Here is a 19961-nt window from a genome sequence, read left to right on the forward strand (position 1 = left end):
GCTACTGACCAGTACCCCCTGTCGGCCACCGGCAGGGGGTACGGCACGATAAAGCGCCCGGACACCCGTACGACCGAGAGGAACCCCATGCCCGCGGCCCCGAAGCCCGAGATCCTGGCCGCGTTCGAGGCGGCGAAGGGGTTCATGCCCGTGCACGAGGGCCTCGCCCTGTACGCGGCGGCCGTGGAGGCCGGCCGGCTGGGGCTGCCGCTGCTGGAGGTCGGCACGTACTGCGGCCGGTCCACGATCCTGCTCGCCGACGCGGCCCGGGAGGCCGGGGTCGGCGCGCTCACCGTCGACCACCACCGCGGCAGCGAGGAGCAGCAGCCGGGCTGGGAGTACCACGACCCGGAGACGGTCGACCCGGAACTCGGCGTGATGGACACGCTGCCCACGTTCCGCCGCACCCTGCACCGGGCCGGTCTGGAGGACCACGTGGTGGCCCTGGTCGGCCGTTCCCCGCGGATCGCCGCGTTCTGGAACACGCCCCTGGGGTTCGTCTTCATCGACGGCGGCCACACCGACGAGCACGCCACCGCCGACTACGAGGGCTGGGCCCCGCACGTCGCCGAGGGCGGCCTGCTCCTCATCCACGACGTCTTCCCGGACCCCCAGGACGAGTTCACCGGCCAGGCCCCGTACCGCGTCTACCTCAGGGCCCTGGCCTCGGGTGCCTTCACGGAGGTCTCGGCGACGGACTCCCTGCGGGTGCTGCGCCGCACGGGACCGGGCGTCTGACAGCACGCGCCACCCCGGGCGGGTTGACGGCTGGGCGGGTGAACCGGGCCTCCTCCACCCCCTCCGGTCGGCCCACGGGCGGCGTGGCGAGTCGGCGGGCGACCGCCACTGCCCAAAGATCCGGGCGCGTGGCACACACCTTCGCAGAGCTCGTGGAGAAGCAGCGCGCGGCGGACACGGCGTACGCCCGCGTGCGCCGACTGGAGGACGCGTACGGGCCGCCCACCCAGACCAAGTGGAGCGGCCAGCAGACCACCACCTGGGAGACCGCCTGGCGCGCCTGGCGCGACCTCGCCCGGGACGTCCAGGCGGCGGTGACCGCGTACGCGAAGCAGGAAGGCACCTCGCGCCAGGAGATCGAGGCGCGGGTGAGGGAGGCGGCCGGGCACGGCCCGAACGAGGGGAACCGGGAGAACGAGGAGAACGGATAGAACGAGGAGCACGAGGAGGACGGATAGAACGAGGAGCACGGGGAGAACGAGGAGCACGGGGAGGCCGGGGCGTAGCCGCCACCCGTCGGGCCGTCCTCGGCCCGCCGCTCCCGGGGGCGGCCGCTAGGGTGGCAGACGTGTCGTACGTAGGCCCGGACTTCGAACCGCCCCAGCCCCGCCGCTCCCGCCGCGGGCCCCTGACCGTCGCCCTCGCCGCGCTGGTGCCGGGGGCGCTGCTCGGCTGGCTGGTGTTCGAGACGATGGGCGGCTCGGGGGACGGCGACGGCTCGGACCGGGCGACCGTACGGTCCTCTCCGCCCTCGGCCTCCGGCACGGCCACCGACGACGCCAAGCAGCCGGACGCCTCCCCCACGCCCTCCGCGTCCGCGCCCGCCGCGCCCGCCGCCTCCGGCCCGCTCAAGGGGAAGGTCGTCGTCATCGACCCCGGGCACAACCCGGACAACTTCCAGCACGCCTCCGAGATCAACCGCAAGGTGAACATCGGGACCAACTGGAAGGAGTGCGACACCACCGGCACCTCCACCAACGACGGCTACGCCGAGGCGAAGTTCACCCTCGACGTGGCACACCGCATGCGCACGCTCCTCGAAGAGCAGGGCGCCACGGTGAAGCTGACCCAGGACGGCGACCGGCCGTACGGCCCGTGCGTGGACGAGCGGGCCCGGATCGGCAACGAGGCGAAGGCCGACGCGGTGGTCTCGATCCACGCGGACGGCGCCGGCGCCGGCAACCGCGGTTTCCACGTCATCATGCCCGGCGCGGTCCACGCGGGCGCCGCGGACACCCGCGCGATCGTCGCCCCCTCCCGCGACCTCGGCGAGCGCGTCGCCGGGCGCTTCGTCGCCGTCACCGGCAGCGCCCCGTCCGACTACATCGGCGACGGCACCGGCCTCGTCACGCGGAAGGACCTGGGCGGTCTCAATCTGTCAACGGTTCCCAAGGTGTTCATCGAGTGCGGGAACATGCGCGATAGCAAGGACGCGGCGTTGCTCACGAGTGGCGCGTGGCGGCAGAAGGCGGCGCAAGGGATCTCTGAGGGAATCGTGAGTTTCCTGCGCGGGTAGCTCTCGCCGGGCTGGTCCGGGCGGACACCCTGATCGGGCGGACGATAGTGTCTCCCTACGATGAGGGGCCACCCCCGCGCTTCACACAGGGGCCTGACGGCGACATGGTGACAGCGACGCCTCTACCGACGATGAGACGACCTGAGAAGGACCTGAAGTGAATATCCGCTCCCTCACTCGAGGCGACGGCGTGGTGCTCGGAGCAGCGGTGTTGCTGTTCATCGCGTCATTCCTCGACCTCTACTCGTTCGACAATGTCCCCGACAGCGTCGACCTCCCCACCCTGTGGGGCAGCGGTCCGGTCGTGTTCAGTGTCGTGCTGGCGGGGATCATCGGCGCCGCGCTCGTCGTCGTCTCCCACGGTCTGCCGCAGGTCCCGAAGATCGCGGGTCTCGAGATCGGCCAGTTCGGCGCCGCCTTCACCGTGTTCGCCGCCTGGAGCGCGCTGGGCAACATCGTCGACGCGCCCAGCGGCTTCGACAACATCGGCGAGAACGCGAGCGACGGTGCCCCGAGCCCCGGCATCGGCCTGATCCTCGCCCTCGTCGCCACGCTCCTCATGGCCGCCGCCGCCGTCGCCACCCCCCTCGTCCCCGCCCTCAAGGGCGCCCTCGTCCCGGCCCCCCGCCCCGCCGCTCCGCAGCCCTACGGCGGTCAGCCGCAGGGTGGTTACGGCTACCCGGGCGCGCAGCAGCCCGGCGGGTACGGTCAGCCGCAGCCGGGGCAGCCGTACGGCGGTCAGCCCCAGCCCCAGCCCCAGCAGGCCCAGGCCCCGCAGCCGCCGGCCGGGGACTTCTCCCCGTTCTGGTTCGCGGTGCCGGTGCCGCGGCCGCTGTTCCCGGAGGACGGCTCGCCGACGCCGATCGCCGAACTCGCCCCGGGCACCTGGTACCTGGCGGTCGAGCAGCGCGGCGCGGCCCTGGTCGCCCAGACGCAGGACGGCCGCCGTGGCGTCCTCCAGGACACGTCGGGCATCCAGCGCGGCTGAGCCCGCCCACCGCTCACGGCCCCTCGCCCTTCCGGGCGGGGGGCCGTTGCCGTACAGTCGTCGCTCCCCTTTAGCTGACGCTCCGTCAGGAGGCAGGTATGCGGCTCGGTCTCGCGCTCGGCTACTGGGGTCGCGGCCCCTCCCCGGACCACCTGCCACTCGCGCGGGAGGCCGAGCGTCTGGGCTACGACTCCGTCTGGACCGCGGAGTCGTGGGGTTCGGACGTGTTCACACCGCTCGCCTGGATCGCGGCGCACACCTCCCGCATCCGCCTGGGCACGGCGGTCGCGCAGATGGCCGCCCGCCCGCCGACGACCACCGCGATGCACGCCCTGACCCTGGACCACCTCTCCGGCGGCCGCATGGTGCTGGGCCTCGGGCTCTCCGGACCGCAGGTGGTCGAGGGCTGGTACGGCCGCCCGTTCCCCTCCTCACCCCTCACCGCCACCCGTGAATACGTCGACGTCGTACGACAGGTGCTGCGGCGTGCGGCGCCGGTGGAGTCGGCGGGCCGCTTCCACCCGCACCCCTATCAGGGCCCCGATGCCACGGGCCTGGGCAAACCGCTCAGGCCGATCACCCATCCCCTCCGCCCGGACCTGCCGGTCCTGCTCGGCGCGGAGGGCCCGAAGAACGTCGCCCAGACGATCCGGATCGCCGACGGCTGGCTGCCGCTGTACTGGCCGCCGACCCGGCCGGAGGTGTACGGCCCGGCCCTGGCGGACCTGCCGGAGGGGTTCCTGGTCGCGCCGCTGGCCCAGGCCCGGGTCTGCGACGACGTCGCGGAGGGCCTGCTGCCCGTCAAGGCCATGCTCGGGTTCTACATCGGCGGCATGGGCCACGCGGCCCGCAACTTCCACGCCGACCTCATGGCCCGCATGGGGTACGAGGAGGAGGCCCGCCGGATCCAGCGACTGTTCCTCGAAGGCCGCCGGGAGGAGGCCGTACTCGCCGTCCCCGACGCCTTCGCCGACGAGATCTCCCTGGTCGGACCGCGCGAACGGATCGCGGAGCGGCTGGAGTCGTGGCGCAAGGGCCCGGTGACGGACCTGCTGGTGATCAGCCCGGACCGCCACACGCTGCGCGTACTGGCCGAGTTGAACTCCTGAGCGATTCCGCGGGTTTCATCCAGAGTTCAAGGGCAATCCGGAGAACATGTCCCCTCGATATCGCAACGGTGCGAATCAGGCCGGCACGATCGTCGCGGTCGTGGCCGACATCATGGCGCTCATCCTGGGTCTCTGGATCCTGATGTACCTGCTGGACGCGAACCAGGCGAACAGCTTCGTCCAGTTCATCCACGACGCGGCCCGCTGGCTCGCGGGCTGGTCCCACGACCTGTTCACCTTCGACGAGGCATGGGCCCGAGTGGTCTGCGGCTACGGCCTGGCGGCGGTGGTCTACCTGTTCATCGGCCACGCGATCGCCAACAGGGCCCACCGCCACTGAAAACGCCCTGAGGGGCTCGCCCCTCCAGGGGCGCGGGGAACTGCGCGAGCGACCACACGCGACGCGCACCCGCGAACCGGGCGAGCCCCCGAGCTCTCAGGCGCAGCAGTCCGAGTCCAGCCCCACGGGCAACCCTTCACCCCCGAACACCTGGCACGTAGCCTCATGCCCACCCAACGCGGCCACGGCCAGCAACAACGACCCCGCGGTCCACGTCGTCAACTCCCGAGGCCAGACGGCGTCATCGTCGAAGACGTACCCCGTCCAGTACAGCCCGCTGTCCTCGTCCCGCAGATGCTGGATCGACTGCAACACGTCCAGCGCCCGGTCGGACTCCCCCATCGCCCAGAGGGCTAGCGCGAGTTCCGCGGACTCGCCCCCCGTCACCCACGGATTGGGGTCCACGCACCGCACGCCCAGCCCCGGGACGACGAACCGGTCCCAGTCCTCCTCGATCCGGGCCTTCGCCTCCGCTCCGGTCAGCGCGCCGCCCAGGACCGGGTAGTACCAGTCCATCGAGTACCGGTTCTTGTCGAGGAACCGCTCCGGATGGTGCCGTATCGCGTGCCGCAGGGCCCCCGCCGCCAACTCCCAGTCCGGCTGGGCCTCTTCGCGCTGCTCGGCGATGGCCAGCGCGCACCGCAGCGCGTGGTGGATGGAGGAGGACCCGGTCAGCAGGGCGTCCGGTGTGTCCGTGCCGTCGTCGTCGCGGCGCCACCCGATCTGCCCGCCCGGTTGCTGCAGGCGCAGCACGAACTCCACCGCCGCGTACACCGCCGGCCACATCCGGTCCAGGAAGGCGTCGTCGCCGGTGGAGAGGTAGTGGTGCCAGACGCCGACGGCTATGTAGGCGACGAAGTTGGTCTCCCGGCCCCGGTCGGTGACCGCGTCGAACTCGCCGTCGGTGTAGGCGGCGTACCAGGAGCCGTCCGGGTTCTGGTGCCGGGCGAGCCACAAGTAGGCCCGTTCGGCGGCCTCGTGCTCGCCGGCCGTGTCGAGGGCCATCGCGGCCTCGACGTGGTCCCACGGGTCGAGGTGGTGGCCCCGGAACCAGGGGATCGCGCCGTCCTCGCGCTGTACCGCGAGGATGCCGGCGACGGTGGCGGCGGCCTGCTCCGCGGTGAGGACCCCGGGCAGGACCAGGTGTTCCGTCCGGGGAGTCGTCACTGGGCGTCCGCCCCGGTGCCGGACAGGCGGTCGGACAGGCGCGGCAGGTGCGGCTTGGTCGCGTAGGCCACGAAGCTCTTGCCGATCAGCGGGTTCAGCGCCTGCTCGGCGACCCGGGTGGCCAGCGGCTTCTTCATGATGTCCCAGACGAGCAGCTTGTGGTACGCCCGCACCGGCAGGGCCTTGTCGTTGTCGACGCCGAACGCGCACTTCAGCCACCAGTAGGGGGAGTGCAGGGCGTGGGCGTGGTGCGTGCCGTACGGTTCGAGGCCGGCTTCACGGATCTTCGTGAGCAGTTCGTCCGCCTTGTAGATCCGGATGTGGCCGCCCTCGACCTCGTGGTAGGCGTCGGACAGGGTCCAGCAGACCTTCTCGGGGCCGTAGCGCGGGACGGTGACGGCGATGCGTCCGCCGGGCTTCAGCACCCGGACCATCTCGGCGAGGACGCCCTTGTCGTCCGGGATGTGTTCCATCACCTCGGAGATGATGACGACGTCGAAGGACTCGTCGGGGAAGGGCAGAGCGAGGGCGTCGCCCTCCATGGCCGTGGCGGTGGCGCCCTCGGGAGCCTCGCCGGCCTCCTTCATCGCCGCGAACCACTTCGCGACCTCGCGGATCTCCTCGGCGTTCTGGTCCAGCGCCACGACCTGTGCGCCACGCCGGTAGCACTCGAACGCGTGCCGCCCGGCACCGCAGCCCAGGTCCAGGACACGGTCGCCCGGGGCGAGCGGGAACCGGGAGAAGTCGACGGTCAGCACGTGGCCCTGCTTTCGGAGTTGACGCCTTCTACATCTATGGGTGCTGCGGAAACTGCACCTACTGGGGCTGCGGGAGGTGTGGGCACAGCGCCTGTCGAGGAGGCCGAAGGACCGGAAGCGCGGGGCAGGGAGCGATCCCCGGCCCGATCGATCGCCTCGCGGTACCGGGCCACCGTCCCCTCCGCCGCCCTGGCCCAGGTGAAGTGCCGCAGCACCCGCTCACGCCCGGCCGCTCCGAGCCGTGCGCGCAGTTCCTCGTCGCCCAGCAGGCGGCTCAGCCCGGCGGCCAGCGCCCCCGCGTCCCCCGGCGGTACCGCCAGGCACGTCTCGCCGTCCCGCCCGGCGACCTCGGGGATCGCGCCCCCGGTGGTGGCCAGCAGCGGTGTCCCCGTGGCCATGGCCTCGGCGGCCGGGAGGGAGAAGCCCTCGTACAGCGACGGCACGCAGGCGACGGCCGCCGAGCGCACCAGGTCGACGAGTTCCGCGTCGGATATGCCCTTGACGAACTCGACGGCTCCGTCGAGGCCGTAGCGTTCCATCGCCTGGGCGACGGGCCCCTCCGTGGGACGTTTGCCGACGACCACGAGATGGGCGCCGGGGTGCTCCGTGCGCACCTTCGCCAGCGCCTCGACGAGGTGGACCAGGCCCTTCAGGGGTACGTCCGCGCTGGACGTCGTCACGATCCGGCCCGGGACGACCGGCACCGAGGGGTCCGGCGAGAACAGGTCGGTGTCGGCGCCGATGTGGACGACGTGGATACGGTCCTGCCGCACACCCAGGTGGTCGACGATCTCCTGCCGCGAGGTGCCGGAGACCGTGAGCACGGACGGCAGCCGGCGCGCGACGCGCTTCTGCATGCGGGTGAAGGCGTACCAGCGCCGCACCGACACCCGTCGCTTGCGGCCCTCCGCGGCGTCCAGCTCCAGCTGCCGGTCGACGGTGATGGGGTGGTGGATGGTGGTCACCAGCGGCGCGCCCACGTCGCCCAGCAGCCCGTACCCGAGTGTCTGGTTGTCGTGCACGACGTCGAACTCGCCCCGGCGGGCGCGCAGATGACGGCGGGCGCGCAGGGAGAACGTCAGGGGTTCGGGGAAGCCGCCGGTCCACATCGTCGCGACCTCCAGCGCGTCGATCCAGTCGCGGTACTCGTCGCGCTTCGGGGTGCGGAAGGGATCCGGCTGGCGGTACAGGTCGAGGCTGGGCAGCTCGGTGAGGCTCACCCGTCCGTCGCCCTCGTCGAGCACGGGATACGGCTGTGCGCCGATGACCTCGACCCGGTGGCCGAGGCGGGCCAGTTCGCGCGAGAGGTGCCGGACGTAGACGCCTTGGCCGCCGCAGAACGGGTTCCCTTTATAGGTGAGGAGCGCGATGTTGAGCGGTCGCAAGCCGTCGGCGGCGGGGTCCTCCGAAGGCCCGGCCTCCCTGGCCTCAGCGGTCACTCTGGGCCCCCTTCTCCCTGCTCGGTCCCGCGAGATTACGCCGGGACGCTAATCTAGAACAAGTTCCAGACTTGATCGTTCGGAGGCTCTGAATCTACCGGCAGGTAGGGGCGCTGTGAGCAGTGGATCAGGTGATTCACGCCACGGCCGGTGCCGTGCCATGCTGTGTGATCACTCGTCCTCACGGACGGTCACGGAACGGGACGGACACATGCCCGCGGAAGCCAAGGTGAGCACCAAGGTGAACAAGCCGGCCAAGGTGGAAGCCAGAGCGGCGGCCCCCGCCTCCCCTCCCCTCACGGAGCGGCAGGAGGCCCGCCGCCGCCGCATCCTGCACGCGAGCGCTCAGCTGGCCAGCCGGGGCGGCTTCGACGCCGTGCAGATGCGTGAGGTCGCGGAGTCCTCGCAGGTGGCGCTCGGCACCCTGTACCGCTACTTCCCCTCCAAGATCCACCTGCTGGTCGCCACCATGCAGGACCAGTTGGAGCACATGCACGGCACGCTGCGGAAGAAGCCCCCGCAGGGCGAGACCGCGGCCGAGCGGGTCGCCGAGACGCTGATGCGGGCCTTCCGCGCCCTCCAGCGCGAGCCCCATCTGGCCGACGCGATGGTCCGCGCCCTCACCTTCGCCGACCGCAGCGTGAGCCCGGAGGTCGACCAGGTCTCGCGGCAGACTACGGCGATCATCCTGGACGCGATGGGGCTGGAGGACCCGACCGCGGAGCAGCTCTCGGCGGTCCGGGTCATCGAGCACACCTGGCACTCGGCGCTGATCACCTGGCTCTCGGGCCGCGCCTCCATCGCCCAGGTGAAGATCGACATCGAGACGGTGTGCCGCCTGATCGACCTGACCGCACCGGCCCCGTGAGCCCCCTTGAGACGCCGAGAACCTACGAGACGGGTTCCCTTCGCCGGCATGGTCCGGATCAGGTGCTGGAGGTCGCCTTCCGGTCGCCTGGCCTTTCGACCCTGCGTCCTTCCGGCCTCTCAGCCCTACCGTCGCAGTCGGCACCGGCGGAAGCCGAAACTTCCGGCCGACGTCGGCTACTCCGGTCGGACTCCCTCACTCGCCTCGTAGGCCAATTCCAGGTTAGAACTTCTGCCCGCAGATGAAACCCCCTATGCCAGATTTTTTAGGGAATTTTCCCAATGATCCCACTCATCCCGTTTGCTCTTCCGGCCGCTGCGACGCGAACCTGAAACAGAAGGAACATAAGAGGGTAAAAGCGACTGTTGGGACAAAGTGGAAGGTGACCCTCATGTCGAAGTACCTCTTCAAGGTCAAGCTGACCCCGGACGGGCTGAAGGGTCTGCTCAGCGAAGGCGCCACCTCGCGGCGCGAGGTCGTCGGACGCATGGTCGAGGGCCTCGGAGGCCGGGTAGAGGCTATGTACTGGGCGTTCGGTGACGACGACGTCTACCTCACGGCTGAGCTGCCCGGCAACACCTCCGCTGCCGCCATGGGAATGGTCGTGTCGGCCGCCGGCGGGGTGCGCACCAGCACGGTCGTCCTGCTGTCCGCCGACGAGATCGACGAGGCGGCCCGGCAGGAGGTGCGGTACCGGGCCCCCGGCGCCTGACACGCGCGGCCAGGCGACCGCCGAGGCCTGTCGTTCGGATCACGCCGCAGACGCGGGGCCTGGCACGCACATCTGCGGCGTTGTCGTCGGTCGCCGATCTCCCCAGGCTCTCTTGCCGAGCAGTGCCGAGAAGCCTGCCCCCGGCCTCATCGCGGGTTCGTTGGACGCCTCGCGCCCGCTCAGGCCCGGTCATTGTCGCTCCAGTCCCGGGTCCAGCCTTCGGTGGGTAAGCCGTTGTACGGGCTACCGGGCGCTGACACCATCACTTCATGGATCTTCTTGCGTTGTTACCCCCGTTCGTGGTTGCCGTGCTCCTCATCTCGGCGTCTCCGGGGCCGGCCATGATATTGATCTTTCGGCAAGCGGCGTTGCGCGGGTGGCGGGCGGCTGTGCCCACCGTCCTGGGACTCGAAGCGGGTCTGTACTTGTGGGCGCTGGCCGCCGGTGCTGGTCTGGCCGCTCTGGTGGCGGCCTCCGAGGTGGCGTTCGTCGTGCTTCGCATGGTCGGTGCGGTGTTCCTGGTCTACCTCGGCATCAAGGCATGGCGCACGGCGTGGCGCAGCCGCACCCGCCCGGGGGCTGCACCGGCAGACGCGGAAGCGTCGATCACGCCGCCCGTGAGCCGAGGGGGGTGGTGGAGGGCCTTCGGGGAAGGAACAGTGGTGATGCTTGCCAACCCCAAAGCCGCTTTCTTCATGATCGCGTTCTATCCGCAGTTTGTTCCGGCCAGTCGTCCACTGTTCGCCACCACCGCGCTGCTGGCCGCAGTGCAGGTGCTCATCGAAACGGCGTTCTACCTCAGCTTGGCCGCTGTTGTGGGCCGCACCGGAGCCTGGTTCCGCCGGCCACGGATGAGGCGTCGCGTCGACGCGGTCAGCGGCGGCGTGCTGGTCGCCTTGGGGCTGCGTCTGGCCACGACCACGCGCTGAACTCCTTCTGCGCGGCCCATACGGCCACGGGCAGCGCGAACGACCCTGACGTAGTAACCGCCGACTGTCCGGGTCCGCCTCCTGTCCGCAGCCAGTCCAGACTCACACATGGTGCCTCCATACTGTGCACCGGTCAGTCTTGTGGAGTACGCGCCTGTGCGCGTTGTTCGGTGAGATGGTGGTGGACGGCAGTTCGGGCGTTGTCCGCCGCCGCGGACAACGCGGCCAGCAGGACGCGGATGAGCGGGTGGCCGTCTGCTCCGGAGCGGACGGTGACCAGGATGTCCCGGTGGTGATGGGCCGCCAGGTGGTGCAGCGCGACCGGCGGTCGGCGGTCGTGCCACAACAGGTCCGGCAGGAACGCCGCCGCATGCCCGGCCGCTACCAGCTCGGCGTGCACCAGCATGTCGGCGGTCTCGAACGCGACGTCCGGCTCGAATCCGGCCTCTTGGCACATTGCCGTCGTCCACACCCGGGCCGGCGTGCCTATCGGCTCCATCGCCCATGGCTGCCCGGCAAGCTCTGCCAGCTCCGCCGGGCCGGGCGTGGCCAGCCGCATGGGGTCGCGCGCGAGCAACTGGTGTTCGACCTCGGTTGCGCGAGCCTGTGGTCGGCCGGGGAAGACATCGTCGATGACGAGGTCGCAGTCCCGTGCAAGGAGGGCGGGCAGCGCGGTGTCCGGCTCGGCCTGGGTGAACGTCACCCGCACGCCCGGGTGGGTCTCGCGTAGCCAGGCCAGCGCGCGGGGCAGGAGCGCTAGCGCGGCCGTTTGGAACCCGGCCACCCGCAGTGTGCCGGTCACCTCCGCCAGGGATGCGGCGATGTCGGCCGCGGCCTGGTCCAGTTGGCGCAGCACCGCTTCGGTGTGGGCCACCAGGATTTCGGCTTGCGGGGTCAGCCGCACCCGACGGCCGTGTGGCTGCAGCAGTGGTGCGCCGACCTCGTTCTCCAGCAGGGAGAGCTGCTGGGAGACGGCGGACGGGCTGTAGGACAGGGCCGTCGCGACGGCCGCCAGCGTGCCGCGGTGCTTCAGCTCCCGCAGGATCTGCAGCCTGCGCAGGTTGTACACGGTGCCTTCATCCCCAGAATCATCAGTTTTTCTGGATGATCACGCTCGGAAAGATTCACTTTACTGATGTACGAGGGTCATGCAGCGTGGGCCGCATGGATTTCGAGGCCTTACGCCGGGACACTCCTGGGGTCGCACACCGGGTGCACCTGAACAACGCCGGCGCCGGCCTGCTCTCTCGGCACACGCTGCGGACGATGACCGCCCACCTGGAACTGGAGGCGGAGATCGGCGCCTACGAGGCGGCCGAGCGGGAACGCGACCGCATCGATGGCACCTACGCCAACGTCGCCGAGCTCATCGGCGGTCGGCCCGCTGAGATCGCTCTGTTCGACAACTCCACGCATGCCTGGCAAGCCGCGTTCTACTCCCTCTCGCTTTCCTTCCGGCCCGGCGACCGCATCCTGACCGGCCGCGCCGAGTACGGCAGCAACGTGCTGGCCTACTTCCAGATCGCCCGGCGCACCGGCGCCGAGATCATCGTCGTCCCCGACGACGCCGACGGGCAACTGGACACCACCGCGCTGGCCGGGCTCATCGACGACCGCACCAAGTTGGTCGGCGTCAGCCATGTCCCCACCAGCGGCGGGCTGATCAATCCGGCCGCCGAGATCGGACGCATCACCCGGGCCGCCGGGGTGCCGTTCCTGCTGGACGCCAGCCAGTCGGTCGGCCAGTTCCCGGTCGACGTCCGGGAGACCGGCTGCGACATGCTGGCCGCCACCGGCCGCAAGTTCCTGCGCGGACCGCGCGGAATCGGCTTCCTGTGGGTGCGGCCGCAGATGTTGGAGCGGCTGGACCCGTTCGTCACCGGGATAGCGTCCGCCACCTGGGACGGTGGCCGCGGTTTCACCTGGCGCGACGGCGCCCGCCGGTTCGAGGCCCGGGAGAAGAACTACGCCGCCGTTCTCGGCCTGGGCTCGGCGGTGCGCCAGGCCCTGGACCTGGGCCTGGCCACCATCGGCGATCGGACGCTGGCGCTCGGCGCCGAACTGCGGTCCCGGTTGGCCTGTCTGCCGGGCATCACCGTGTACGACCGGGGCGAGCACCGCTGCGCCATCGTCACGGCGAAGGCCGACGGGGTACCCACCGTCGAGGTGGCCGCCGCGCTGGCCCGGCACGGGATCAACGTCAGCACGACCTCCCCCGAGCACGCGCAGTTCGACACCGAGGACCGCGGCGTGCATCCCCTGGTCCGGCTCTCGCCGCACTACTACAACACCGAGTCTGAACTCGGCCAAGCGGTGGAGGCGATCGCCGCCCTGCGACGCTAGGGCTGCCTTGTCACGAGAACGAGGTCACCACTGTTGGACACAGCCGCTCTCACCATCGTCGCCGTCGCCGGGCTGCTGTCCGGAACGGTCAACTCCATCGCCGGCGGCGGCTCCCTGCTGCTGTTCCCCGCGCTGCTCGGTATCGGCCTGCCCACGCAGGCGGCCAATGTGACCAACTCGGTGGCCAATTGGCCCGGGTTCGCCGGCCAGGTCTACGGCTTCGCCGAGGACGTCAAGAGGGAGTCTCGCAGGAGGCTCGTGTTGCTGTCCGTCATCACCGCTATCGGCTCCATGGCGGGCTCGGCACTGCTGCTGACCACTTCCAGCGCGCGCTTTGACCAGGTTGTTCCGGCACTGGTGCTGTTCGCCAGCTTGCTGCTGGCCGGACAGAAGCAGATGAACAAGCTCACGCGGGTCACAGGTCCGCCGGCATCGAGCCGCCCGCGTCAGAACATGGTCATGCTCTGCCTGGCGATGGCCGCGGCCGGCATCTATGGCGGCTACTTCGCCGGCGCGTTGGGGGTGATCATGCTCGCGACACTGGCAATGGCCACAGCCGAGGACCTGCCCTGCCTCAACGCGCTCAAGGCGGTCCTGTCGCTGGTGAACTCGACCGTCACGTTGCTCGTCTTCGCGCTGTTCGGCCCGGTGCACTGGCCCTTGGTGGCTGTCGCGGCACCGGCCACCCTGCTCGGCGGATACGCCGGCGCGAGGCTGGCCCGATGGATGCGCGAGGAAGCGCTTCGGTGGTTGGTGGTGACCACCGGCGTAACGGTCTCTGCCGTTCTTTACATGACGTGAGCTTGCCGTTCCATATCCCGACCAATGTCCCGCGGACCTGATGACCTGTTAGGGGAACCAGCCGAAATGATCCGTTCCGCCACTACGAGCGACGTCGCGGACATCCGCGCGATGATCCGCGAGCTCGCCGCATACGAACGCGCTGCTGAGCAGGCCCGAGCCACTGAGGAACAGCTCCACGACGCGCTGTTCGGCGAACATCCCGCCGCATCCGTACTGATCGCCCAGGACGAGAACACGGGTGAGGCCGTGGGCTATGCCCTGTGGTTCCCACGCTTTTCGACCTGGACCGGCACACGCGGCGTGCACCTCGAGGACCTGTACGTACGTCCGCACGCCCGCGGCGCGGGACACGGCAAGGCTCTGCTCGCCGCGCTTGCCGCGATCTGCCGGAGGAACGGCTACGAACGCTTCGAATGGTGGGTCCTGGCCTGGAACGAGCCGACGATCGCCTTCTACAGGTCGCTCGGGGTTGAACTCCTGGACGAGTGGACGGTATGCCGACTCAGCGGTGAGCCCCTCAAGCACCTCGCCGCCGAGGCCCCCGCAGTCGTGAACCAGCCTTCCGCCTCGTAGAAGGACTGCCCATGCAACCACCCGTCGCAGCCGTGATCGAAGCCCACCGCGCCCTGGAACGGCACGTCGCCGGAGTGACCGACCAGCAACTCGCCGAAGCATCCGCCCTTCCAGGCTGGTCCCGTGGCCACGTACTGGCGCATCTCACCGACAATGCGAGGATGTTCGCCCGTCTCGCGGAGCATGCCCTGCACGGGGACCTGGTGGCGGCCTACGACGGCGGCGCGGACGAGCGCAACGCGATCATCGAGGCCACGGCCGGCCGCAGCGCCGCCGAGCACCGGGCCGAGCTCGCCGCACACTCAGCCCGCCTGGAGGCAGCCTGGGCACGCGCCGACGACGAGGACTGGAAGCGTCCGGTCACGTTCCGAAACGCCGACTTGGCCGCGACGGTCTGGGCACGCTGGCGCGAGGCATGGATCCACATGGTCGACCTGGACCTCGGCGTACGGTCGGACGACTGGCCCGAGGGCCTGGCCACTCACGCCATCGCATTCCTCCTTGGTCGCCTACCGGCAGGCACGCGCGTATGCGCCGAGGACGTGCGCCGCCAGTGGTCCGTCGGCGACCGGCCGGGCACGGTGGTCACAGGGCGGGTGCGCGACCTGGCGGCCTGGCTGGCCGGACGCACGCCCGCAGTCTCACCGGTAGCGGCGCACGGACTACCCGCGCTCGGGCCCTGGCCGCCCCACCCGCCGCAGACGGAACCGCGCCTGAGGTCTTCACCAGGCACGGCGTGAGGAATTTGTGCACTCCGTTCATGAAGGGAAAGACGGCTATGCGCGCCGACATTGTTTGGTGGGATCTGTCCGCCTCCGGCCAGACCATCGAGACCATGCGTGGTTACCTGCGCGATGAATCCGTCACCGCCTTCTCCAAGGTGCCCGGACTCCGCTTCAAAATGTGGTTCTCCGATCCCGCCACCAACCGGTGGGGAGCCGTGCTGCTGTGGGAATCAGAAGAGGCATCCCGACAGGCACTGCCCAGCCGGGCGCTCGAACTCATCGGCTACCCACCAGTAGCCGCTCACGGCTTCGATGTGGAGGCCACGACCGAAGGCCTCTACGAAACGCACCGGCTCTCCCTGCAGGGGCTGGCCTTCACAGAGACCGCAGAGAGGGGGCCGAAGTGAAGGTGCCTGTCCTCGCAAGATCACCTCATGGGCATCGCCGGCCGCTACGCCAAGCAGCCCGGCCGCTACCGCGCCGCGATCACCCTGGCCGGCACACTCATACGGCTCGACACATGATCGGCAAGCCGTTCCCTAATCCTCCGGCGGGAACACCGCCTCCCCGCTGCCCCCCAGTGTGATCACGATCGCCTCCACCGGGCAGCTCTCCGCGGCCTCCAGGACCCGTTCGTTCGCGTCCGTGTCCGGGGCGAGCGGACGGGACTGGCGGGCGGAGTCCAGGCGGAAGCCGTTTGGTGCGTGGTGGAGGCACTGGGCGGAGCCGATGCACAGGGAGCGGTCGACCTCGACGTGCCAGCGGTCGCCCATCGCTACGCCTGCGCGGGGAGGTGGATCATCTTGTGCTCCAGGTACTCGCCGTACCCCTCGGGACCGAACTCCCGCCCCAGGCCCGAGTTCTTGTAGCCGCCGAAGGGGCCCAGCATGTCCAGGCTGAAGGTGTTGACGGAGTACGTGCCGGTACGGACCTGCCGCGCGATGTCGATGCCGTGCTCGACGTCCGCCGTCCAGACGCTGCCGCTGAGCCCGTAGTCGGAGTCGTTGGCGATCTTCACGGCCTCGGACTCGTCGTCGTAGGGCAGCAGGCAGATGACGGGGCCGAAGATCTCCTCGCGGGCGATGCGCATGGAGTTGTCGACGTCGCCGAAGAGGGTCGGTTCGACGTACCAGCCCCGGTCCAGGCCGGCCGGGCGCCCACCGCCGGTGAGGATCTTCGCGCCCTCCTCCTGTCCGATCCGGATGTAGTCGAGGTTGCGCTGCTGCTGCCGCCGCGCCACCAGCGGGCCCACCTGGGTGGCCGGGTCGAGCGGGTCGCCGACGGTCAGCGCGCTCGCCGTCGCGGCGAGGGCGTCGGCGAACTCGTCGTACCGGGAGCGCGGGAGGAGGATGCGGGTCTGGGCGACGCAGGCCTGCCCGTTGTTCATCCAGGCGGCGGGGGCGATGCCCGCCACGGCCGTCTCGACGTCCGCGTCGGGCAGTACGACGGCCGCCGACTTGCCGCCCAGTTCCAGCGTCACCCGGGTGAGGTTGCGGGCCGCTACCTCCATCACGCGCCGGCCGGCCGCGACCGACCCGGTGAAGGACACCTTGTCGACGCCGGGGTGCCCGACCAGGTACTCGCTGACCTCGCGGTCGGCGGGCAGGATCGACAGCACGCCCTCCGGCAGCCCGGCCTCGCGGGCGATCTCGCCGAGCAGGTAGGCGTCGAGCGGTGACTCGGGCGAGGGCTTGAGCACGGCCGTGCAGCCGGCGAGCAGCGCGGGGGCGAGCTTGGCGGCGGCGGTGAACTGCGGGACGTTCCAGGGGATCACCGCGGCCACGACCCCGACCGGCTCGCGCCGTACCAGGATCCTGCCCAGGACGCCGTCGCGCCGCTCCTCGTAGGTGAAGTTCCGGGCGACCGTGATCGCCGAGTCCCACACCATGACCGCGCCGAGGGCCTGGGCGAGGACGCTCCAGGAGTACGGGGAACCGTTCTGGCCGGAGATCACGCGGGCGATCTCGTCGTGCCGGAGAGCGATCCCGTCCTTGATCCGGCCCACGACCTCGATGCGCTCGTCGAGGCTCAGCCGCGGCCAGGGCCCTTCGTCGAAGGCCCGCCGCGCCACCGCCACGGCCCGGTCGACATCGGCCGTCGAGGCGTGCGGGACACGCCCGACAACCTCCTCGGTGTGCGGCGAGATCACCTCGATCACGTCCTGGCCCAGGGGGTCGGTCAATTCCCCGCCGACGAACAGCTGTCCGTGTTCCACGAGCTCGGTCATGGCCGACTGCCTCCCCGGGAGCGCGTCTCTGACGAACCATCAGACAAGCCCACTGATACCAGCCCCGCCCCGAGGAGTCCACGGACCGGACACCACTCGGAGACGCCGGGATCCCAATGGAACCGGTTCTAGTTATAGTGACGGGGACGCGGCGACAGGGGAGCCCATGACACCGGTGACCGACCACGGCGGAGGCGTCCGCTCCCTCCGCGTCCCCATCCCGGACAACCCCCTCGGGCACACGCTCGTGTACGTCGTCGACACCGACCGGGGTCCGGTGCTGATCGACACCGGCTGGGACGGCCCGGAGTCCTGGGACACCCTCGCGGACGGCCTCACGGCCTGCGGCACCTCGGCCGCCGAGATCCACGGCGTGGTCGTCACCCACCACCACCCGGACCACCACGGCCTGTCCGGCCGGGTACGGGAGGCCTCGGGCGCCTGGATCGCCATGCACGCGGCGGACACCGCGATCGTACGCCGGACCCGGGAGGCCCGGCCCGAGCGCTGGTTCTCGTACATGACGGCCAAACTGACCGCCGCCGGTGCGCCCGAGGAGCACATCGCGCCGCTGCGCGCGGCCCGGCCCCGCACCCTGCCCGGCCTCTCCCCCGCCCTGCCCGACCGCGACATCGCCCCCGGCGAGCTCCTCGACCTCCCCGGCCGCCGGCTGCGCGCGATCTGGACGCCGGGGCACACGCCCGGCCACGTCTGCCTCCACCTCGAAGAGGCGCACCCCGCACAACTCCCCGGCCAGGGACGCCTGTTCTCCGGCGACCACCTGCTGCCCGGCATCACCCCGCACATCGGCCTCTACGAGGACCCCGAGGACACCACGGTCACCGATCCCCTGGGCGACTACCTCGACTCCCTGGAACGCGTGGGCCGCCTGGCCCCCGCCGAGGTGCTCCCGGCGCACCAGCGCCCGTTCCCCGGCGCCGCCGCCCGCGTGACCGAACTCCTCGCCCACCACGAGGCGCGCCTCACGGACCTGCTGGCCCTCCTCGCCGAGCCCCTCACCCCCTGGCAGCTCGCCGAGCGCATGGAGTGGAACCGCCCCTGGGCCCAGATCCCCTACGGGTCCAGGAACATCGCCGTCTCGGAGGCCGAGTCACACCTGCGGCGCCTGGTGAAGCTGGGCCGGGCGGAGGCGGTACCGGGGAGCGAGCCGGTGACGTACGTGGCGGTGTAGTCGGTTCGTGGTCCGGAGCGACAAGTGCTACGAACATCGCCATGAACCCCATGGACCCTTTCGAGCAGCTCCTCGCCGAACGTGCCTGCGAGCGCCTGATCATCGACTTCGTCCACCGGCTCGACCTCGGCGAACCCGCCTCCGTCGCCGAGCTGTTCACGCGGGACGGCGTCTGGCGGTGGCCGGTGGGCGGGCGGCTGATCGAGGGCCGGGACGCCCTGCGCGCCTACTTCGGCTCCCGCCCCGCCGACCGGCTGTCCCGACGGGTGATGTCGAACATCCTGGTCACGGTGGCGTCCGCGGACACGGCCGAGGCGGTCTCGTACTTCACGACGTACCGTGTCGACGGCTACGCCGGTGGCATGGTCCCGGCCGGGCCGCCGGTCCAGGTCGGACACTACGAGGACACCTTCCACCGGGTCGACGGCACCTGGCTGCTCGCCTCCCGGACGCTCCACCTGCCCTTCGGTGGTCCCACCCCGCGTACGAAGGCGCCTTTGGCATAAGCCGGATGGCGCCTGGCAGGGCCCCTAGGATGAATGTGCCGCGGCGCTTCAGCGCGTGCGGAGTTGCGTTCCACCGCAAGGAGACATGCCCATGGGCACCGAAGAGGCCGCTCGCACCTCGCCCTTCAGCGGAGTCCTGGACGTCCGGTCGGCCGGGCCCATGGTGCCCCGGCTGGCGCTGGGGGCGCGGTTGCGCCGGCTGCGGGAGGGGCGTGGCATCGGCCGTGCGGAGGCCGGGCATGTCATCCGCTCCTCCGCGTCCAAGATCAGCCGGATGGAGGGCGGGCGCCACGGCTTCAAGCTGCGGGACGTCGAGGATCTGCTGACGCTCTACGACGTCACCGACGAGGCCGAACGCGCCACCCTGATGGTGCTGGCCGAGGAGGCCAACACCCACGCCTGGTGGCAGTACTACAGCGACGTGGTGCCCCCCTGGATGCAGACGTACCTCGGCGCCGAACAGGCGGCGAGCGTCATCCGCTGCTACCAGGTGCAGCGCGTGCCGGAGCTGCTCCAGACCGCCGACTACGCGCGGGCCGCCGTCCGGCTCGCCCGTCCGGACGCCGGGGCGGAGGAGATCGACCGCCGGGTCGCGCTGCGGATGACACGGCAGCGCGTCCTGCACCGGCAGCCGGCGACCCAGCTGTGGGCCGTGATCGACGAGGCGGCGCTGCGTCGCCGGGTGGGCGGCCCCGCGGTGATGCGCGACCAGCTCCGGCATCTCATCGAGATCTGCCGGATCCCCCAGATCACGGTCCAGATCCTGCCGTTCACCTCCGGCGGTCCGGCCGCGGAGGGCGGTCCGGTCACCATCCTGCGCCTGCCCGGCGGGGAGTTGCCGGACGTGGTCTACCTGGAACAGCTCACCACCGCCCTCTATCCCGACCGGACGGCCGACATCGAGCGCTACTGGGACGCCATGAACCGGCTGGTGGTCGAAGCCCAGTCACCGGACGAGACTCCGACCATCCTGCACCGCGTCCTTCAGGAGACCTGAGCAGAACACCTGAACGACGCTGGGACGCCG

The 19961-nt window shown here is 70.7% G+C and carries 23 protein-coding genes; 17 read left to right on the forward strand and 6 right to left on the reverse strand.

Features of this window, described 5'->3' with window-relative positions; genetic code table 11:
- The first annotated feature begins 87 nt into the window (after positions 1 to 87).
- The 6 genes from ABZ016_RS00955 (at position 88) to ABZ016_RS00980 (ending at position 4691) form a co-directional block, all read left to right on the forward strand.
- Positions 88 to 738 (forward strand): class I SAM-dependent methyltransferase, encoded by a 651-nt coding sequence (locus ABZ016_RS00955; protein WP_356914394.1) that lies wholly within the window; start codon positions 88 to 90, stop codon positions 736 to 738.
- 128 nt (positions 739 to 866) lie between these two features.
- Positions 867 to 1169 (forward strand): hypothetical protein, encoded by a 303-nt coding sequence (locus ABZ016_RS00960; protein ID WP_356914395.1) that lies wholly within the window; start codon positions 867 to 869, stop codon positions 1167 to 1169.
- Between the two features lie 137 nt (positions 1170 to 1306).
- On the forward strand, positions 1307 to 2254 hold the full coding sequence (locus ABZ016_RS00965) for an N-acetylmuramoyl-L-alanine amidase (protein ID WP_356914396.1): 948 nt from the start codon (positions 1307 to 1309) through the stop codon (positions 2252 to 2254).
- Positions 2255 to 2411: 157 nt separating this feature from the next.
- Entirely contained in the window at positions 2412 to 3242 is an 831-nt protein-coding gene (locus ABZ016_RS00970; RefSeq protein WP_356914397.1) for a hypothetical protein, read from the forward strand.
- Positions 3243 to 3340: 98 nt separating this feature from the next.
- Positions 3341 to 4351 (forward strand): LLM class F420-dependent oxidoreductase, encoded by a 1011-nt coding sequence (locus ABZ016_RS00975; RefSeq protein WP_356914398.1) that lies wholly within the window; start codon positions 3341 to 3343, stop codon positions 4349 to 4351.
- A 46-nt stretch (positions 4352 to 4397) separates the two neighbouring features.
- Positions 4398 to 4691, forward strand: coding sequence for a hypothetical protein (locus tag ABZ016_RS00980; RefSeq protein ID WP_356914399.1), 294 nt, complete (start codon positions 4398 to 4400; stop codon positions 4689 to 4691).
- Positions 4692 to 4787: 96 nt separating this feature from the next.
- Here the strand turns inward: ABZ016_RS00980 and ABZ016_RS00985 are convergent, their stop codons facing one another.
- Genes ABZ016_RS00985 through ABZ016_RS00995 form a run of 3 tightly spaced genes read right to left on the reverse strand, consistent with a single transcriptional unit; the run spans position 4788 to position 8055 of the window.
- The gene (locus tag ABZ016_RS00985) at positions 4788 to 5858 is read right to left on the reverse strand and encodes a prenyltransferase (RefSeq protein ID WP_356914400.1); all 1071 of its coding nucleotides are present in this window, start codon (positions 5856 to 5858) and stop codon (positions 4788 to 4790) included.
- Positions 5855 to 6616 (reverse strand): class I SAM-dependent methyltransferase, encoded by a 762-nt coding sequence (locus ABZ016_RS00990; RefSeq protein ID WP_356914401.1) that lies wholly within the window; start codon positions 6614 to 6616, stop codon positions 5855 to 5857. The genes ABZ016_RS00985 and ABZ016_RS00990 overlap by 4 nt, the downstream gene beginning before the upstream one ends.
- On the reverse strand, positions 6610 to 8055 hold the full coding sequence (locus ABZ016_RS00995) for a glycosyltransferase family 4 protein (RefSeq protein ID WP_356914402.1): 1446 nt from the start codon (positions 8053 to 8055) through the stop codon (positions 6610 to 6612). Before ABZ016_RS00995 ends, ABZ016_RS00990 begins: the two co-directional genes overlap by 7 nt.
- A gap of 211 nt (positions 8056 to 8266) precedes the next feature.
- Between ABZ016_RS00995 and ABZ016_RS01000 the strand changes: the two genes are divergently transcribed.
- From ABZ016_RS01000 to ABZ016_RS01010, 3 genes are all read left to right on the forward strand, one after another.
- Positions 8267 to 8923 carry a TetR family transcriptional regulator gene (locus ABZ016_RS01000; RefSeq protein WP_356914403.1) on the forward strand — a complete coding sequence of 219 codons (657 nt, stop codon included), beginning with the start codon at positions 8267 to 8269 and terminating at the stop codon, positions 8921 to 8923.
- 391 nt (positions 8924 to 9314) lie between these two features.
- Entirely contained in the window at positions 9315 to 9635 is a 321-nt protein-coding gene (locus ABZ016_RS01005; protein ID WP_356914404.1) for a GYD domain-containing protein, read from the forward strand.
- A gap of 269 nt (positions 9636 to 9904) precedes the next feature.
- Positions 9905 to 10564 carry a LysE family translocator gene (locus ABZ016_RS01010; protein WP_356914405.1) on the forward strand — a complete coding sequence of 220 codons (660 nt, stop codon included), beginning with the start codon at positions 9905 to 9907 and terminating at the stop codon, positions 10562 to 10564.
- Between the two features lie 133 nt (positions 10565 to 10697).
- Here ABZ016_RS01010 and ABZ016_RS01015 read toward each other — a convergent pair whose 3' ends face one another.
- Positions 10698 to 11633 carry a LysR family transcriptional regulator gene (locus tag ABZ016_RS01015; protein ID WP_356914406.1) on the reverse strand — a complete coding sequence of 312 codons (936 nt, stop codon included), beginning with the start codon at positions 11631 to 11633 and terminating at the stop codon, positions 10698 to 10700.
- Positions 11634 to 11728: 95 nt separating this feature from the next.
- Between ABZ016_RS01015 and ABZ016_RS01020 the strand changes: the two genes are divergently transcribed.
- From ABZ016_RS01020 to ABZ016_RS01040, 5 genes are all read left to right on the forward strand, one after another.
- Positions 11729 to 12907, forward strand: a complete 1179-nt coding sequence (locus ABZ016_RS01020) for an aminotransferase class V-fold PLP-dependent enzyme (protein WP_356914407.1) — start codon at positions 11729 to 11731, stop codon at positions 12905 to 12907.
- Between the two features lie 33 nt (positions 12908 to 12940).
- Complete coding sequence (locus tag ABZ016_RS01025; RefSeq protein WP_356914408.1) at positions 12941 to 13708, forward strand: sulfite exporter TauE/SafE family protein; 768 nt, start codon at positions 12941 to 12943, stop codon at positions 13706 to 13708.
- 66 nt (positions 13709 to 13774) lie between these two features.
- Positions 13775 to 14284, forward strand: coding sequence for a GNAT family N-acetyltransferase (locus ABZ016_RS01030; protein WP_356914409.1), 510 nt, complete (start codon positions 13775 to 13777; stop codon positions 14282 to 14284).
- Between the two features lie 11 nt (positions 14285 to 14295).
- Positions 14296 to 15024: a maleylpyruvate isomerase family mycothiol-dependent enzyme gene (locus ABZ016_RS01035; RefSeq protein WP_356914410.1), complete on the forward strand. Its 729-nt coding sequence runs from the start codon at positions 14296 to 14298 to the stop codon at positions 15022 to 15024.
- A gap of 20 nt (positions 15025 to 15044) precedes the next feature.
- Positions 15045 to 15416 carry a hypothetical protein gene (locus ABZ016_RS01040; RefSeq protein ID WP_356914411.1) on the forward strand — a complete coding sequence of 124 codons (372 nt, stop codon included), beginning with the start codon at positions 15045 to 15047 and terminating at the stop codon, positions 15414 to 15416.
- Positions 15417 to 15548: 132 nt separating this feature from the next.
- On the opposite strand, the gene ABZ016_RS01045 is transcribed toward ABZ016_RS01040, so the two are convergent.
- Entirely contained in the window at positions 15549 to 15782 is a 234-nt protein-coding gene (locus tag ABZ016_RS01045; protein ID WP_356914412.1) for a ferredoxin, read from the reverse strand.
- Positions 15783 to 15784: 2 nt separating this feature from the next.
- Positions 15785 to 17236 carry an aldehyde dehydrogenase gene (locus ABZ016_RS01050; RefSeq protein WP_356914413.1) on the reverse strand — a complete coding sequence of 484 codons (1452 nt, stop codon included), beginning with the start codon at positions 17234 to 17236 and terminating at the stop codon, positions 15785 to 15787.
- A gap of 166 nt (positions 17237 to 17402) precedes the next feature.
- Here ABZ016_RS01050 and ABZ016_RS01055 point away from each other — a divergent pair, with 166 nt between their 5' ends.
- From ABZ016_RS01055 to ABZ016_RS01065, 3 genes are all read left to right on the forward strand, one after another.
- On the forward strand, positions 17403 to 18428 hold the full coding sequence (locus ABZ016_RS01055; protein ID WP_356914414.1) for an MBL fold metallo-hydrolase: 1026 nt from the start codon (positions 17403 to 17405) through the stop codon (positions 18426 to 18428).
- 50 nt (positions 18429 to 18478) lie between these two features.
- Positions 18479 to 18934: a nuclear transport factor 2 family protein gene (locus ABZ016_RS01060; RefSeq protein ID WP_356915028.1), complete on the forward strand. Its 456-nt coding sequence runs from the start codon at positions 18479 to 18481 to the stop codon at positions 18932 to 18934.
- Positions 18935 to 19025: 91 nt separating this feature from the next.
- Complete coding sequence (locus tag ABZ016_RS01065; RefSeq protein ID WP_356914415.1) at positions 19026 to 19931, forward strand: DUF5753 domain-containing protein; 906 nt, start codon at positions 19026 to 19028, stop codon at positions 19929 to 19931.
- The last annotated feature ends 30 nt before the right edge of the window (positions 19932 to 19961 follow it).

It is taken from the genome of Streptomyces sp. NPDC006372, assembly GCF_040612515.1.
Lineage (GTDB): Bacteria > Actinomycetota > Actinomycetes > Streptomycetales > Streptomycetaceae > Streptomyces.

Bases quoted from the DNA above. Each gene is read 5' to 3' on its own strand.
- ABZ016_RS00955 (WP_356914394.1), top strand. From the start codon at position 88: ATGCCCGCGGCCCCGAAGCCCGAGATCCTGGCCGCGTTCGAGGCGGCG.
- ABZ016_RS00975 (WP_356914398.1), top strand. From the start codon at position 3,341: ATGCGGCTCGGTCTCGCGCTCGGCTACTGGGGTCGCGGCCCCTCCCCG.
- ABZ016_RS00980 (WP_356914399.1), top strand. From the start codon at position 4,398: ATGTCCCCTCGATATCGCAACGGTGCGAATCAGGCCGGCACGATCGTC.
- ABZ016_RS01000 (WP_356914403.1), top strand. From the start codon at position 8,267: ATGCCCGCGGAAGCCAAGGTGAGCACCAAGGTGAACAAGCCGGCCAAG.
- ABZ016_RS01005 (WP_356914404.1), top strand. From the start codon at position 9,315: ATGTCGAAGTACCTCTTCAAGGTCAAGCTGACCCCGGACGGGCTGAAG.
- ABZ016_RS01010 (WP_356914405.1), top strand. From the start codon at position 9,905: ATGGATCTTCTTGCGTTGTTACCCCCGTTCGTGGTTGCCGTGCTCCTC.
- ABZ016_RS01020 (WP_356914407.1), top strand. From the start codon at position 11,729: ATGGATTTCGAGGCCTTACGCCGGGACACTCCTGGGGTCGCACACCGG.
- ABZ016_RS01030 (WP_356914409.1), top strand. From the start codon at position 13,775: ATGATCCGTTCCGCCACTACGAGCGACGTCGCGGACATCCGCGCGATG.
- ABZ016_RS01035 (WP_356914410.1), top strand. From the start codon at position 14,296: ATGCAACCACCCGTCGCAGCCGTGATCGAAGCCCACCGCGCCCTGGAA.
- ABZ016_RS01040 (WP_356914411.1), top strand. From the start codon at position 15,045: ATGAAGGGAAAGACGGCTATGCGCGCCGACATTGTTTGGTGGGATCTG.
- ABZ016_RS01045 (WP_356914412.1), bottom strand. From the start codon at position 15,782: ATGGGCGACCGCTGGCACGTCGAGGTCGACCGCTCCCTGTGCATCGGC.
- ABZ016_RS01050 (WP_356914413.1), bottom strand. From the start codon at position 17,236: ATGACCGAGCTCGTGGAACACGGACAGCTGTTCGTCGGCGGGGAATTG.
- ABZ016_RS01055 (WP_356914414.1), top strand. From the start codon at position 17,403: ATGACACCGGTGACCGACCACGGCGGAGGCGTCCGCTCCCTCCGCGTC.
- ABZ016_RS01060 (WP_356915028.1), top strand. From the start codon at position 18,479: ATGGACCCTTTCGAGCAGCTCCTCGCCGAACGTGCCTGCGAGCGCCTG.
- ABZ016_RS01065 (WP_356914415.1), top strand. From the start codon at position 19,026: ATGGGCACCGAAGAGGCCGCTCGCACCTCGCCCTTCAGCGGAGTCCTG.